The 15,467-nt window shown below is 67.5% G+C and carries 13 protein-coding genes; 7 read left to right on the forward strand and 6 right to left on the reverse strand.

The window, feature by feature from the left end:
• Positions 1-26 precede the first annotated feature (26 nt).
• Entirely contained in the window at positions 27-1,163 is a 1,137-nt protein-coding gene (locus AWC08_RS11075; protein WP_069433666.1) for an AI-2E family transporter, read from the forward strand.
• On the opposite strand, the gene AWC08_RS11080 is transcribed toward AWC08_RS11075, so the two are convergent.
• The 4 genes from AWC08_RS11080 to trmB form a co-directional block, all read right to left on the reverse strand.
• Positions 1,160-1,615, reverse strand: coding sequence for an Rv1419 family lectin (locus tag AWC08_RS11080; protein WP_065136280.1), 456 nt, complete (start codon positions 1,613-1,615; stop codon positions 1,160-1,162). The genes AWC08_RS11075 and AWC08_RS11080 overlap by 4 nt on opposite strands.
• A 146-nt stretch (positions 1,616-1,761) precedes the next feature.
• A complete protein-coding gene (gene mmpL3 / locus AWC08_RS11085) occupies positions 1,762-4,578 on the reverse strand; it encodes a trehalose monomycolate exporter MmpL3 (RefSeq protein ID WP_069433667.1) in 2,817 nt (938 codons plus the stop codon).
• Positions 4,579-4,638: 60 nt separating this feature from the next.
• Positions 4,639-5,382 (reverse strand): NYN domain-containing protein, encoded by a 744-nt coding sequence (locus AWC08_RS11090; RefSeq protein ID WP_065136282.1) that lies wholly within the window; start codon positions 5,380-5,382, stop codon positions 4,639-4,641.
• A gap of 4 nt (positions 5,383-5,386) precedes the next feature.
• Entirely contained in the window at positions 5,387-6,142 is a 756-nt protein-coding gene (gene trmB / locus AWC08_RS11095) for a tRNA (guanosine(46)-N7)-methyltransferase TrmB (protein ID WP_069433668.1), read from the reverse strand.
• 122 nt (positions 6,143-6,264) lie between these two features.
• Here trmB and AWC08_RS11100 point away from each other — a divergent pair, with 122 nt between their 5' ends.
• From AWC08_RS11100 to AWC08_RS11110, 3 genes are all read left to right on the forward strand, one after another.
• Positions 6,265-7,221 (forward strand): hypothetical protein, encoded by a 957-nt coding sequence (locus AWC08_RS11100; RefSeq protein ID WP_069433669.1) that lies wholly within the window; start codon positions 6,265-6,267, stop codon positions 7,219-7,221.
• A complete protein-coding gene (locus AWC08_RS11105; RefSeq protein ID WP_174900766.1) occupies positions 7,218-8,735 on the forward strand; it encodes a hypothetical protein in 1,518 nt (505 codons plus the stop codon). Before AWC08_RS11100 ends, AWC08_RS11105 begins: the two co-directional genes overlap by 4 nt.
• A gap of 145 nt (positions 8,736-8,880) precedes the next feature.
• Positions 8,881-10,710: a phosphoenolpyruvate carboxykinase (GTP) gene (locus AWC08_RS11110; protein ID WP_065136285.1), complete on the forward strand. Its 1,830-nt coding sequence runs from the start codon at positions 8,881-8,883 to the stop codon at positions 10,708-10,710.
• A gap of 33 nt (positions 10,711-10,743) precedes the next feature.
• Here AWC08_RS11110 and AWC08_RS35125 read toward each other — a convergent pair whose 3' ends face one another.
• A complete protein-coding gene (locus AWC08_RS35125; protein WP_142283519.1) occupies positions 10,744-10,926 on the reverse strand; it encodes a hypothetical protein in 183 nt (60 codons plus the stop codon).
• A 378-nt stretch (positions 10,927-11,304) separates the two neighbouring features.
• Between AWC08_RS35125 and AWC08_RS11120 the strand changes: the two genes are divergently transcribed.
• The 3 genes from AWC08_RS11120 to AWC08_RS35135 are packed head-to-tail and all read left to right on the forward strand — an operon-like array spanning position 11,305 to position 15,006.
• On the forward strand, positions 11,305-12,525 hold the full coding sequence (locus tag AWC08_RS11120) for a sodium:proton exchanger (protein ID WP_069433672.1): 1,221 nt from the start codon (positions 11,305-11,307) through the stop codon (positions 12,523-12,525).
• Positions 12,526-12,541: 16 nt separating this feature from the next.
• Positions 12,542-14,065: a fatty-acid--CoA ligase FadD4 gene (gene fadD4, locus AWC08_RS35130; protein ID WP_069433673.1), complete on the forward strand. Its 1,524-nt coding sequence runs from the start codon at positions 12,542-12,544 to the stop codon at positions 14,063-14,065.
• Positions 14,062-15,006 carry an enoyl-CoA hydratase/isomerase family protein gene (locus AWC08_RS35135; RefSeq protein ID WP_372513497.1) on the forward strand — a complete coding sequence of 315 codons (945 nt, stop codon included), beginning with the start codon at positions 14,062-14,064 and terminating at the stop codon, positions 15,004-15,006. Before fadD4 ends, AWC08_RS35135 begins: the two co-directional genes overlap by 4 nt.
• Here AWC08_RS35135 and AWC08_RS11130 read toward each other — a convergent pair.
• Positions 15,000-15,386, reverse strand: coding sequence for a CD225/dispanin family protein (locus AWC08_RS11130; RefSeq protein WP_065136288.1), 387 nt, complete (start codon positions 15,384-15,386; stop codon positions 15,000-15,002). The two genes, AWC08_RS35135 and AWC08_RS11130, sit on opposite strands and share 7 nt — an antisense overlap.
• Between the last annotated feature and the right edge of the window lie 81 nt (positions 15,387-15,467).

Here is a 15,467-nt window from a genome sequence, read left to right on the forward strand (position 1 = left end):
CCGGGGCCGCCCGCTAGGCTTACTGAATGTCGGCAACTCTGGACGACGAAGCGGTCAGCCCCCTGGTTCGCAAGACTGCGGCGTGGTCCTGGCGACTGCTGGTGATCGTGGCCGCGGCCGTCGCGCTGCTGTGGGTGGTCGACAGGCTTGAAGTGATCGTGGTGCCGGTGTTGCTGGCGCTGATGCTCAGCGCTTTGCTCGTACCGGCGGTCGACTGGTTGGACGAGCACGGTCTGCCGCGCGGCGCCGCGGTGACGGTGGTGTTGCTCAGTGGATTCGCGATCCTGGGCGGCATCTTGGCCTTCGTCATCAGCCAATTCATCGTGGGCGTGCCCGACCTGGTCAAACAGGTGGAGCACAGCATCGACAGCAGCCGTAAATGGCTGATCGAGGGGCCGGCGCACCTGCGCCGCGAGCAGATCGACAACGCGGGTAACGCCGCGATCGAGGCGCTGCGCAACAACCAGGCGAAGTTGACCAGCGGCGCGCTGTCCACCGCCGCGACCATCACCGAACTGGTCACTGCCGCCGTGTTGGTGCTGTTCACGCTGATCTTCTTCTTGTACGGCGGCCGCAATATCTGGCACTACGTGCAGAAGATCTTCCCCGCGCACGTCCGCGACCGGGTGCACCAGGCCGGTCACGCCGGGTACGGCGCGCTGACGGGCTACATCCGGGCCACCTTTCTGGTCGCGCTGACCGACGCCGCCGGCGTCGGCGCCGGATTGGCGATCATGGGTGTCCCGCTGGCATTGCCGCTGGCCTCCATCGTCTTCCTCGGTGCGTTCGTGCCGCTGATCGGTGCCCTGGTGTCGGGTTTGCTGGCGGTGGTGGTGGCCCTGCTGGCCAAGGGCATGCTCTACGCGCTGCTGACACTCGGTCTGCTGATCGTGGTCAATCAACTCGAGGCGCATATCCTGCAGCCACTGGTGATGGGCCGTGCGGTGTCGATCCACCCGCTGGCGGTGGTGCTGGCGATCTCGACGGGCGGCGTGCTGGCCGGCATCGTAGGTGCTTTGCTGGCGGTGCCGACGGTGGCATTTCTCAACAACGCGATGCAGGTGCTGCTGGCCGATGATCCGGAATCGGAGGCGGACGAGCAGGCCAACGACGAAGAGGTGTCGGCGATCCTGCAGGCGAAACCGGACAAGCCCGACGATTAGGGGACCAGATCCCAGCCCTGATCAACCCCGCCACCGCAGAAGCGAGTCGACACCCAAGTGCCGGGATTCGGGCCGCCGAGAACAGTGAGGCACCCGTCGAGCCCGATCGTGATGTGGCCGTTGGGCTGGGCGTTCCATTGCTGGTTAAACCAGTTCAGGCAGGGCCCGAGGTGCGCCGTCCACCGGTCCTCGTTCGGCGAAGTCAGGCAGTTCCCGGGAAAGGCCACGCTCTCCAACTGCGCGCCGTTCTGATTCCAGCGCTGGGAGTCCGTGCCATTGCAGGGGTTGACCACCACCGCGGTCACCCAGCTGCCATCTGGCGCATCCAGGCAGACGTCGCCCATGCGGCTCTTCACCTGTACTGGGCCGTCGGCGTTCGCCGGGCTCGCGCTGAGCAGGGCGATACCCAACGCCGCGACGAGGACACCGCTGAACGATCGAAAGCTGCGCATGGCTAACGATTCTCATCTACCTGAGCGGCGAGGGCGCGCAAATGTACGCCGAACACGGCGTGTCATCGACAACATGCGGACGCTCGCCGCGAGCGAGGAGCGTCCCTGTGCCGAAGTGCACGCTCGGCGCAGGGGACTACAGCCAGCTAGAGCCGGCCCTCACGACGCAGCAGGTCCTGGGCGGACAGACCACCGCCGCCAGTACGCCGCCGACGGGAGGTGTCCACGCTGTCGTCCTGGATCCCGCGGGCGTTGAGCTTCTCGGTGGCCGTTTCGGAGTCGTCGCCCTCAGCCCGCTGAACAGGCAGGGCGGCGGTCTTGTCGGCAATGTCGGATTCCGGCGCAGGTTCTGGGCGGCTGCCCGCAGCCGGCATCTTGTTGGTCTCCCCGGCCGAGGGCGGCGTGGCGTTCTTGGGCGCCGGGCCGCGGCTCGGCGGGCGCGGCGTCGGTCCGTTGCGGGTGGCGCCGGGCGCCGAGAGGCGCGTGGTGGGCGCCTCGGTCGAGGGGGTGGCCCGCACCGGCACCTGCGGAGATGACGTCGCGGGCGCGGGTGCCAGCTCCGGTTGCGCCGCCCGCGTCAACGCGGCCGGGTGCGTCGGGTCGTGCGGTTTGCGCGGGGCTCCCGCGCCGGCGGCAACCAGACCGGCCGTCACCGGCGGCCGTGTCTTGGTGGCGGGCCGCTTGCGCTCGTCGGGAAGTTGGATCTCGCCCAGGCCGATGCGGTTCTGCAGTCGCCGCATCCAGCGCGGCGCCCACCAACAATCGTCACCGAGCAGCTTCATCACCGACGGGACCAGGAACATCCGGACCACGGTCGCGTCCAGCAGCAACGCTGCCATCAGACCGAAGGCCAGATACTTCATCATCACCAGGTCGGAGAACACGAACGAACCCGCTACCACGGCGAGGACCAGCGCGGCCGCGGTGATCAAGCGTCCGGTGGTGGCCGTACCGATCCGGATCGATTCCTGCGTGGACATGCCGTTCTCCCGGGCCTCGACCATGCGGGAGACCAGGAACACCTCATAGTCGGTCGCCAGGCCGTAACCGACAGCGACCACCAGGGCGATGATCACCACCATCAACGGCGTGGGCGTGAAATTGAGCAGTCCGGCGCCGTGGCCTTCGATGAATATCCACGTCAGGATCCCCATGGTGGACCCGAGCGTCAGCACGCTCATCACCGCCGCCTTGATCGGCAACACCACCGACCCGAAGGCCAGGAACATCAGGATCATGGTCGTGCTGATCAGCACCAACACCATCAGCGGTGCCTTGTCCACCAAGCTGTGAATCGAGTCCTGTTCCAGCGCCGGCGTACCGCCCACGAGTATCTCGATGCCCTTGGGTGGCGTGATCGCGCGTAACTCTTCGAGCTTCTTGGACGAGTCGGCGGGATTTTGCAACCCGTTCTGCAGCACCCGAACCGACGGGTCCTTCGAGCCGCCGGGTGCCTGCGGGCGTTCCTGCCACATGTTCGCCGGGTCGTTGTCCTGCTCGATGAACCCGCTGATCTGCATCGCTTTGCTACGGACGTCCGCGACCTGTTGGTCGGTGACGGGCTGATGGTTGGTCGACTCGATCACCAGTGTCAGCGGATTCGTCCGGTAGCCGGGGAACAGCTTGTCGAAGTGTTCCTGCGACTGGCGCGCCGCGTTGTTCGGCGGCAGATACTTTTCGCTCATCCCGCCCAGCGACATGTTCCCCAGCGGGATGATCAGCAAGATCATTCCTACGACGATCGGGATCGCGAATGCCAGCGGGCGCTTCATCACGAAGTTCGTCAGCTTGCCCCAGAAGCCGGCCTCGACCTCTTCGCGGGTCTTGGTCTTCTGCAGGCGGTCGGCCAGCCAGTTCAGGTAAGCGCGCGACACCTTCCAGTTGCGCAGGAAGGGAACCCGGAAGGCGGTCCGGACACCCAGCGCGTCCACGTGCTTGCCGAGAACGCCCAGGCAGGCCGGCAGCAGCGTGATGGACAGGATCGCGGCCAACGAGACAGCCGTGATCAGGGCGTAGGTCAGCGACTTCACAAAACCTTGCGGCAGCAGCAGCAGGCTGGCGCCCGAGGCGGCGATCAATACCGCAGAAAACACCACCGTCCGGCCCGCCGTCATCACCGTGCGTCGTACCGCGGCCTCGGTGTCATAGCCCTCGGCGATCTCCTCCCGGAACCGGCTCACCACGAACAACCCGTAGTCCACCGCGATGCCGAGACCGATCAGCGAGACCACCGGCTGGGCGAAGAAGTGCACCGGTCCGAACATCGCGATCAAGCGCAGGATGCCCAGCGAACCGGCGATGCTCAGACCGCCGACCATGACCGGAAGGCAGGCCGCGACCGCGCCGCCGAACACCAGGAATAGGACGACCGCCACCAGCGGCAGCGCCAGCACCTCCATGCGGCGCTGATCGGTGGCGATGGTGCCGGTCAGCGCGCTGGCGACCGGTTGCAGGCCGGCCAGCTGGACGGTGCCACCGTCGAGCTTCTGCAGTGCCGGCTCGATGTTCTTGTAGTTGGTCAGGATGGTGTCGTCGTCATCGCCCTTGAGCGGGATCGAGACGAACGTGTACTTCTTGTCGTCGGTGGCCATGCCCTTGATGACCGGGCTGGTGCTGTCCGGCGCCCGCAGGTAGCCGGCCCACCCGAAAACCTCTTTGGGATGGTCGGACACGAACTGGTTGAGCTCGTCGCTGATCTTTTTCGACCACGCCGGGTCGGTGACGCTCTTGCCGTCGGGCGCTTTGAAGATCGCCACGACGTGGCCGGTACGGTCGCGGCCGTATACCTGGTCGCCGAGCACCGATGCTTTGACCGATTGGCTGCCGTCGTCGTAGAAACCGCTCTGCGTCACGTGCTTGCCCAGGCTGAGCCCGAAGATGCCACCGCCCAGGCACAGAGCCACCGTGACCCCGATTACGATGTACCGGATCCGGTACACAGTTCGACCCCACCAGGCGAACACTTAAGCTCCTTACTGGATCTTCAAAGCCCTTCTAAAGACCCGCGTTTAGCTGTTTGGTTGTCACACACGCGAGGTCAACAGCGATGACAGCGGCCGGAACGGCTGCAGCCAAGCCCCCTGCTCAGGTAGCGAATCTAGGCCGATTCGCGGCAGTGGCTCCCGGAAAACACCTGCAATGTCTTCCAGGTCGACGAACTCCAAGGTATCCGACGCTAGCGCCCAACTGGCGTGTTCACGAAATCCGAGCACTTGAACTGGGGTTCCGGCGCGGGCCACCGCTTCCAGCGGAAGCCGGAACGCCTGACCGTCGGCCGAGGCCACCACCAGACCCGCGAGCCCTTCGTGAAACCGCTGGTCGATGTGTTCGAGCATGTCGCGGTCGACGTCGCTGTCCTCGTCGATCTTGGGCTTGGCGAAGACGGCGAATCCCACGTTGCGCAACGCGTCCACCCAGGGCCGCACGACTTCGGCGCTGCCCGGCGCGATGTTGGTGAACACCGTCGCCTCCGGCTCCACCCGGACCTCGTCAGGTGCCCCGGTACCGGCGGCGACCTCGGCGGTACGCGCCAGCAGCCAGCGACCCAGCGCGTCGAACCGGGGCCGTTCCACCCCCGTCGGGCGGCGGCCCAGGATTGAGCCCAGCCCCATGTCGAGGTTCGGGGCGTCCCAGACCAGCAACATGCGCTTGACCTGCTTCTGGATCGGCCCGGCGAGGCCGGCCAGCCCGTCTTGCGGCAGGTCGGGCACCAACATGGGCGCCAGCGACTCGGAATCCTGCGCGGCTACTTCTTCGGTAATGCTCATGTGCTCAGATCCGCTTCCATACGAACTCGCAGACGGTGCTGCCCGCTTCTTGAGCCTTCGTCTCGTACTTGGTGGTGGGACGACTGACGGAGATCGGTAGTGATTCGGACTCAGGGTCGACACGGACGAACCGGGAATCTGCGTCCCCGACCGCGCCGATGTGCTCGGCGTAGCCGGGATGGTCGGTCGCGGCGTGCAGCACACCTCCCGGGAGTAGCCGATCGGCGATAAGGGAAACAGTGCCCGGCTGGATGAGCCTTCGTTTGTGGTGGCGCGCCTTCGGCCACGGATCAGGGAAGAAGATCCGCACTCCGGTCAGCGACTGCGACGGCATCAGATCCCGGAGCACGTCGACCCCGTTGCCCCTGATCAGCCGGATGTTGCCGACCTGCTCGGCGTCGATGGCGCACAACAGTTGTGCCAGTCCGCGCCGATAGATCTCCACCGCGATCACGTCGATATCCGGCTCCGCCTGGGCCATGGCCAGTGTCGAGGTGCCGCTGCCGCATCCGATCTCCACCACGAGCGGCGCACTGCGGCCGAACCACGCGTGGGTGTCCAGAGGAGCGTCCCCGGGCTCACCCGGCGGGGTGTCGGCCTGACGGCCGAGCTGGGGCCACAGCCGCTCCCAGGTCTTTCGCTGAGCTTCGGACAGGGCCGAACGACGGGACCGGAAACTCGTGGCAGGCAGATAGCCCCAGGGCGTGTCGGGCCGTAACCCAACCCCGGGTTGCGCATGCATCCGTCCATGGTGGCCCATGAAGGCCGGGTGTAGCCGCCTCTGGTCCAGATTGATACCCAACAGTTGCCTTTGGCTGGTATCAGGGAACACCTGGCTCGCGCGCGGGCGGCGCAGATGCCACCATTCGTTGCGGGGTTCACATCACAGCGAGGGGGCAGCTGATTTTCGCGGACGAGCTGACGCGATTCGCCCGGGGGGCCGGTGACCAGCGGCTGGTGGCGGTAGCCGAACGGGTTGCCGCGCCGCTGCGGGTCGCGGTCCACGGACGCCCGGGGGCCGGCAGCAGCACGGTCGCACGCGCCTTGAGCCGGTGGTTCACGGTGGTGGAACGTGATGCGGAGCTCGATCTGCAGGTGATCGTCGAGGTCGTCAAACCCGAGGACTCCCCGGGCGCACACCTGGTGATCCTTAACAAGGCCGACCTGGCCGGCTTCGGCGGTGACGGACCGATGGCGGCGGCGAGGGCGCGCTGTCCTGAGTTTTCGCGGCTGCTGGGAGCGCCGGTCGTGCCGATGAGCGGATTGCTGGCCGCGGCCGCGTCCGGCGGTGTGGATGCGCGGTGCTGGGCGGCGTTGCGGGTATTGGCCGCCGAGCCCGACTGTCTGGACGGATTTCTCGCGGCGGAAGTGCCGGTCGGACTGCAGGTGCGCCGGCAGCTGATGGCCACCGTGGATCTGTTCGGTATCGCGCTGGCCGTCGCGGCGCTGCGACAGGGGAGCGGGCCTGCCCAGGTGCGGGCACTGTGGCGGCGGGTGAGCGGCGTCGACGACGTGGTCGAGCGTCTCGTGGCCGCCGGCGCCCAGGCGCGCTACCGCCGGGTGCTCGACGCCGTCGCCGAACTGGAGGCGATGGCCATCGGAAACCCGGCCATCGGCAGCTTTCTCGCCGGCGACGACGTCGTGATCGCGCGAATGGCCGCCGCGCTGGACGCCGCACGGGCCGACGGGCTGGAACCCGGGCCCTCAGGGCCGCTGCAGCGGGCGGTGCACTGGCAGCGCTACAGCCGCTGCGCGCCGAACGGTTTGCACCGCGCCTGCGGTGCCGACATCGCCCGTGGTGCGCTGCGCCTGTGGTCGGCCGGTCAGGAGGCAAGGTGACCAGCGGAACCCGGGATGATCCGGTGGCCCGGGTCGACGCCCTGGTGGCGTCCCGGGGGCCGAAGGTGGGTCCGCCGGTCATCGGTCGGCGCGACGTGGTGCTGGTGACGGGACCATGGCTGGCCGGGGTCAGCAGTGTCGCGGCCGCACTGCGGCAACGAATCCCGCAACACACGTTCGTCGAGTCCGGTGAGCTGCGCGCCGGCGACGCCCCGACGGGAGTGGTCTTCGTGGTGTCGGCCGCGGCGCCGATGACGGCATCGGACTGCCTGTTGCTGGACGCCGCGGCCGAGAACACCGACGCCGTGGTGGCGGTGGTGGCCAAGGTCGACGTGCACTTCGGCTGGCGCGACGTGCTCGATACCAACCGCAGGCTGCTCACCGCGCACGCGCCGCGCTACGGCAAGGTGTCGTGGGTCGGTGTCGCCGCCGCACCCGAAGTCGGTGCCCCGCAGGTCGACGACCTGGTGGTCACCGTCGCCGCCCAGCTTGCCGATTCCGACCTGGCCCGCCGCAACCGGCTGCGTGCCTGGGAATCACGGCTGCGGACGGCCGCGCAACGGTTCGACCGGGACGCCGACGGCGCCGGCCGGCGAGCCCGGGTCGAGGCACTGCGCGAGGAGCGCAGCACGACCTTGCGGCAGCGCCGTCAATCGCGCTCCGAGCGGACGATCACGCTGCGCGGCCAGATCCAGCAGGCCCGGGTGCAGCTCTCATACGCGGCGCGCACTCGGGTGGCGGAGCTGCGCGGCGAATTGCAGGAAGACGTCGCGCGGCTGTCGCGCCGGCAGCTGCCCGGGTTCCCGGCCGCCGCCCAGGCTCGGCTCGACGAGGTGGCCGGCGAGATCGCCGCGGGCTGCGACGTGCACCTCGGCGAGGTCGCCGCGGCCATGGGCGTGCCGCTGGACCTGCCCGCGATCACCGCACCGAGCGTGCCGGTGTCAGTCCCCGCCCTGAAATCGCGCCAGCTGGAGATGCGGCTGATGATGGTCTTCGGCGCGGTGTTCGGGCTCGGGGTGGCGCTGACGCTGAGCCGGGTGGTCGCCGGACTGGCTCCAGACCTGCATCCGGGGCTGACGGCTGCCGGGATCGCAGCATGCGTGGGTCTGGGGCTGGCGACGACGGCGTGGGTGGTCTCCGTGCGCAGTCTGCTCAGCGATCGCGCCGTACTGGACCGCTGGGTGGAGGACGCGACGTCGTCGCTGCGCTCGGCCGCCGAGCAGACGGTGGCCAGCCGCGTGCTGGCTGCCGAATCGCTGCTGAGCACGGCGGCCAGCACGCACGACGAAGCGGAGAGCGTCCGGGTGGCCGACCAGGTCAGCGCCATCGACGGCGAATTGCGGGAACACGGCCTCGCCGCGGCGCGGGCAGCGGCGGTGCGCGACCGGGAGATGCCGACGATCCAGGCCGCGCTCGACGCGATACGTGCAGAACTGGGTGAACCGGGTATGCCCGGGCAGGGAGGAATCGCCCGGGCCGAGACCTCGATGCGTTACGACGGCAGATCTTTCTGAATCGGTCTTGTGAGCAGGCTTATACCCTCCTGGGACTTACGCGACAACTGATGCGCGATAATCTGAATAAGAAAGCGTTAAGTGTGCTGAATACGACATGCACTGGAACCGACGACGACCTCGCAGCAGAATTCAGGAGAGTTCGATGACCTCAGCGACCATCCCCGGCCTGGACACCGCACCCACCAACCATCAAGGGCTGCTGTCCTGGGTGCAGGAGGTTGCCGAGCTCACCCAGCCTGAGCGGGTGGTCTTCACCGATGGCTCCGAGGAGGAGTTCCAACGGTTGGCCGACCAATTGGTCGAGGCCGGCACGTTCACCCGGCTGAACCCGGAGAAGCACCACAACTCCTACCTCGCGCTGTCCGACCCGTCCGACGTCGCTCGAGTGGAGTCACGCACCTTCATCTGCTCTGAGCGCGAGATCGACGCCGGGCCGACCAACAACTGGAAAGACCCGAGCGAGATGCGCTCGCTCATGACCGACCTGTACCGCGGCTGCATGCGCGGCCGCACCATGTATGTGGTGCCGTTCTGCATGGGCCCCCTGGGTGCCGAGGACCCCAAGCTCGGTGTCGAGATCACCGACTCGGAGTACGTCGTGGTCTCCATGCGCACCATGACCCGGATGGGCAAGGCCGCCCTGGAGAAGATCGGCGACGACGGCTTCTTCGTGAAGGCGTTGCACTCGGTGGGTGCCCCGCTCGACGAGGGCCAGCAGGACGTTCCGTGGCCCTGCAACGACACCAAATACATCACCCACTTCCCGGAGACCCGCGAGATCTGGAGCTACGGGTCCGGCTACGGCGGCAACGCGCTGCTGGGCAAGAAGTGCTACTCGCTGCGGATCGCCTCGGCGATGGCCCACGACGAGGGCTGGCTGGCCGAGCACATGCTGATCCTCAAGCTGATCTCGCCGGAGAACAAGGCTTACTACTTCGCCGCGGCGTTCCCCTCGGCGTGCGGCAAGACCAACCTGGCGATGCTGCAGCCCACCATCCCCGGCTGGCGCGCCGAGACCCTCGGCGACGACATCGCCTGGATGCGATTCGGCAAGGACGGCCGCCTGTACGCCGTCAACCCCGAGTTCGGTTTCTTCGGGGTGGCACCGGGCACCAACTGGAAGTCCAACCCCAACGCCATGCGCACCATCGCCGGCGGCAACACCGTGTTCACCAACGTCGCGCTGACCGATGACGGCGACGTCTGGTGGGAGGGCCTGGAGGGCGACCCGCAGCACCTGATCGACTGGAAGGGCAACGACTGGTACTTCCGCGAGACGGAGACCAACGCCGCCCACCCCAACTCCCGCTACTGCACCCCGATGTCGCAGTGCCCGATCCTGGCTCCCGAGTGGGACGACCCGCAGGGTGTGCCGATCTCCGGCATCCTGTTCGGCGGTCGCCGCAAGACCACCGTTCCGCTGGTCACCGAGGCCCGCGACTGGCAGCACGGCGTGTTCATCGGCGCCACCCTGGGCAGTGAGCAGACCGCCGCGGCCGAGGGCAAGGTCGGCAACGTGCGCCGCGACCCGATGGCCATGCTGCCGTTCCTGGGCTACAACGTGGGCGACTACTTCCAGCATTGGATCAACCTGGGCAAGAACGCCGACGAGTCCAAGCTGCCGAAGGTGTTCTTCGTCAACTGGTTCCGCCGCAGCCACGACGGCCACTTCCTGTGGCCCGGGTTCGGCGAGAACAGCCGCGTGCTGAAGTGGATCGTCGACCGGATCGAGCATAAGGCCGGCGGGGTGACCACCCCGATCGGCACGGTCCCGAGCGCCGAGGATCTGGATCTGGACGGGTTGGACGTCGAGGTCGCTGATGTGGCAGCGGCGCTGGAAGTCAAGACCGAGGAGTGGCGCGCGGAGCTGCCGCTGATCGAGGAGTGGCTGGAGTTCGTCGGCGAGAAGCTGCCCACGGGCATCCGCGACGAGTTCGACGCGCTCAAGGAGCGGTTGCGCGACGCGGAGTAGCCTGCCGGACGGAGGATTTCGCCCAAACAAGGGTTAGCCGGGGCCGCCGGGGCCGCCGCTACCTCCGGCACCGCCGGTCGTCCCGGTGACATGCTCTCCGGGACCGCCCGCGCCGCCAGCGCCGCCTGCGCCGCTGCCGCCGTGGCCACCATCGCCGATGGTGCCGTTACCGCCGATGCCGGCGAGAAGGGCTTTAAAGTCCGCAAGGTCAACCACGCCGCCTGGGACACCGGCTGCACCCGGGCGGGCGGATGGGGTTTGCCGAATCCATAAATTCGCGCAACCGAAACTTTATTTTCAGCTTGCTGACCAGCAAATATCGGGCGTTGACATTGGAAAACTCGTAGCTTCGCTAAGTTGCCAGGGCCCGCAAATAAGGTTAGCCTCGGTGTAGCGAAGGGGAGTAGTTCCAGATCGTCGGTCCGAAGCCGGCGGCTGCGGATGGTCGACATACTGGCGATTCCGGACTTGGTTCGGACGCCCGGTCATCCACCGGGAAGTTTCCGGCGAGCGAGACCTTCGGCCGACAAGAGTCGGTCCGAAGTCTCGCCGCTGTCGGCGAAACCTCGGATCGCAGGAACCGAAGGACGCTAAATGGCTTTAATTGCCGAACGCCGTCGGACCCGGACCCCCGCGGACGTGCTGCTGCGCTCGCTGCTGACCACCCTGATGTTCATCGCGCCGGCAGTGGTGGTGCGCAGCGTCGGGCTGCACCCCGCGCCCGTGGTGTCGCTCGTCGTCTACGGCGCGGCCGTGGTCGCGGCGAGTTTCCTGCTCGCCTGGGCGGCCGAGACGGCGCAACTTGACGTGTCCGGCGGTCTGGCGATCGCTGTCCTGGCCCTCATCGCCGTGCTGCCCGAATACGCAGTCGACCTCTATTACGCCTACCAGTCCGGCTCGCACGCCGAGTACACCCAGTACGCCGCGGCGAACATGACCGGCTCGAATCGGCTGTTGATGGGCCTCGGCTGGCCGGTGGTGGTGCTGATGGCGCTGTGGGTGGCCCGCAAGACCGGTGGGCCCGGGGCTGCGCTGAAGCTCGAGCCCGGCAACCGGGTGGAGCTGGGCTTCTTGCTGACCGCGGGGATCGTCGCGTTCCTGGTGCCGGCTACGGGCCGCATCCACATCACGCTGGGTGTCGCCCTGCTGGCCTGGTTCGGGTTCTACCTCTACAAACTCAGCCGCGGCGCCGTGGAGGAACCCGAGCTGATCGGTACCGCCGCGGCGCTGGGCGCGCTGCCCGACCGGGCCCGGCGGGTCGCCGTCGTCACGCTGTTCGCCGTCGCTGCCGGGGTGGTGCTGGCCTGCGCAAAACCTTTCGCGGAGAGCCTGATCGGCGCCGGCACCGAGCTGGGTGTCGACCGGTTTCTGCTGGTTCAGTGGCTGGCGCCGCTGGCGTCGGAAGCGCCCGAGTTCGTGATCGCGATCATCTTCGCCAGCCGAGGCAAGGGCACCGCGGCGATCGCGACGCTGATCTCCTCGAAGGTGAATCAGTGGACGCTGCTGGTGGGCTCGTTGCCGATCGCCCACCTGGCCGGCGGCGGCGGCACCGCGCTGGTGCTGGACGGCCGGCAGATCGAGGAGATGCTGCTGACCGCGGCCCAGACCCTGATGGGTGTTGCCCTGATCCTGGCGCTGCGTTTCGACCGCTACACGGCCTGGGCACTGCTGGCGCTGTTCACCGTGCAGTTCCCGATCGCCTCGACCGAGGGGCGGCTGGCGCTGAGCGGGGTGTACGGGGTGCTGGCCGTCGGCGCGCTGCTGGTGCACCGCCGGCATGTGTTGCCCACGCTGCGTGCGCCTTTCATTCGCTGACTCGTAGAGTTCAGCCATGCAGATTCGCCCGCATGCGCTAGCTCACCCCGACAAGCCCGCCGTCATCCTGTACCCGTCGGGCACCGTGGTGACCTTCGGCGAACTGGAGGCGCGCGCCAACCGCCTGGCGCACTACTTCCGCCGGGCGGGGCTGCGGGAGGGCGACGCCGTCGCCATCCTGATGGAGAACAACGAGCACATGCACGCGGTGATGTGGGCGGCCCGGCGCGCCGGCCTGTACTACGTGCCGATCAACACCCATCTGACGGCGGCCGAAGCGGCCTACATCATCGACAACAGCAACGCCAAGGCCATCGTGGGATCGGCCGCCTTGAGCGGCACCTGCGCGGAACTCGGTGAGCACCTTCCGAATGGGTTGCCGCAAGTGTTGCTGCTGGCCGATGGTGACCTGGCGGGCTGGCAGCGGTACCCGCAATGCGTTGCGGATCAACCGGATACCCCGATCGCCGACGAGATCGAGGGCGACTTGCTGCAGTACTCGTCGGGCACCACTGGGCGCCCCAAGGGCATCAAACGCGAATTGCCGCATGTGCCACCGGAAGATGCGCCGGGCATGATGTCGGCGCTGGTGGGTTTCTGGATGGATCCCGACACGGTGTATCTGAGCCCGGCACCGCTCTATCACACCGCGCCGTCGGTGTGGTCGTTGACTGTGCAGGCGGCCGGTCTCACCACGGTGGTGATGGAGAAGTTCGATCCCGAGGGGACGCTGGACGCGATCCAGCGCTACCGGGTCACCCACGGCCAATTCGTTCCGGCCATGTTCGTGCGGATGCTCAAACTCCCCGAAGCCGTACGCAATTCGTACGACGTGTCCAGCTTGAAGCGGGTGATGCACGCGGCCGCGCCGTGCCCGGTGCTGATCAAGAAGCAGATGATCGAGTGGTGGGGGCCGATCGTCGACGAGTATTACGCCTCCTCGGAGGCGATCGGTTCGACGTTGATCACCGCCGAGGACTGGCTTGCCCATCCGGGATCGGTCGGCAAACCGATGATGGGTGCGGTGCACATCCTGGATCGGGACGGCAAGGAGCTGCCGCCTGGTCACCCGGGCGAGATCTACTTCGAGGGCGGGTACTCGTTCGAGTATCTCAACGACCCGTCGAAGACCGCCGCCTCGCGCGACGCGCACGGCTGGATGACGGTGGGGGACATCGGATTTCTCGACGAGGAGGGCTACCTCTACCTCACCGACCGGCGCCACCACATGATCATCTCCGGCGGGGTGAACATCTATCCGCAGGAGACCGAGAACCTCCTGGTCACCCACCCGAAAGTGTTGGATGCGGCCGTTTTCGGCGTTCCGGACGACGAGATGGGCCAGCGGGTGGTGGCGGCCGTGCAGACCGTCGACCCGGCCGACGCCACCGAGGAGTTCGCCGAGGAACTTTCGAGCTGGTTGCGAGAACGTCTGTCGCACTTGAAGTGTCCGCGCTCGATCGCCTTCGAGGCGCAGTTGCCGCGGACCGACACGGGCAAGCTCTACAAGAACGAGTTGATCGAGAAGTATTCGGTGTGACCCTGCGGGTGGTCGATCTGTCCAGCGCGCCGGAGCCCGACGTGGCCGTGCCGCCGGGGGTGATCGTCGCGCACGGCGCACCGCTCGACGAATACTGGCTCGAAGCGGCGACTTTCACGCTCACTGAGGAACCTTGCGCCGATCGCCGGGTGGTCACCGTGGATTCGGTGCCACGTGTGCTGGAGGAGCTGACGCGACGTTGCCGGCAATGGCCGGTCGCCAGCGCGGTCTGTGACGACGTGCTGCGCAGCCTGGACCCCGCCGGTGCCACCCTGGCCGGCCTGGTCACCGAATCACTGGCTTATTCGACGTTGCAGGCCGGGCCGGAGTTCGCCCGCTGGCTCTCGCAGCGCGGGCCCGCCCGAGTTCCGGACAGCGTCAATCCCGTTGCGGTGCAGCGTGACGACCACGTCCTGCGGATCAGTTTCAACCGGCCGGAGCGGCACAACGCCTTCTGCACCGGCACCCGCGCGGCCTTGCTGGAGGCGCTGGCAGTCGCGCAGCTGGATTCGTCGGTGACCGCAATCGTGTTGAGTGGCAACGGTCCGTCGTTCTGCAGCGGGGGAGACCTGGCCGAGTTCGGCACCTTCGCCGACCCGGCCAGCGCTCACCTAGCGCGCACCCGGCACAGCCCGGCCCTGGTGCTCGACGAGCTCACTGCACGCCTGGGGCCGGCGTGCCTGGCGCAGGTGCACGGGCGGGTGCTCGGCAGCGGACTGGAGATGGCCGCGTTCTGCGGGCGCGTGGCGGCGGCGCCGGATTGCGTGCTCGGCCTGCCCGAACTGAGCTTGGGATTGCTACCCGGTGCGGGCGGCACGGTGAGCGTCACCCGGCGGATAGGCCGTTGGCGCACCGCATATCTCGTGCTGTCCGGTCACACCGTCGATGCGGGGACCGCCCTGGCGTGGGGCCTGCTGGACGCGATCGGCTTTGCTCAGTAACCGGAATACGTCGTGTAGGTCGTCTGGATGTGATTGTCGATCGAGACGGCCGCCGCAATCAGAACCACGTAGAGGATGATGCCGATGACCGCGCCGACCGCACCGACGATCGCGCTGATGATGGCCCACTTCTTCGCGTTGGCCGAGGCGGCCTGAGCCTCGCCGTAGCGGCCCTGTGCCCACAAGCCGGAGACTTTGGTGGAGTAGACGATCGACACGATGCCGGCGGGGAGACAGCACAGCACGGTGCTCAGGATCGCCCACACCAGGTAGTTGTCCGGCTCCGGCTGACCCCCGTAGGCCGGCTGCGCGCCGTAGCTCGGCGGCGGCTGGCCCTGCCAACCCGGGTTGGCGCCGTACGGGTCCGACGGGTAACTCATGGCCGCTGCCTTCCCTTGGTCGCCACTTGGCTGGTGTCTCGCGGCGAAAGTCAGGCAAATATAGCGCACCCGACGGCGTGC

Origin of the sequence: Mycobacterium gordonae (assembly GCF_002101675.1) — a bacterium.
Classification (GTDB): Bacteria; Actinomycetota; Actinomycetes; order Mycobacteriales; family Mycobacteriaceae; genus Mycobacterium; species Mycobacterium gordonae.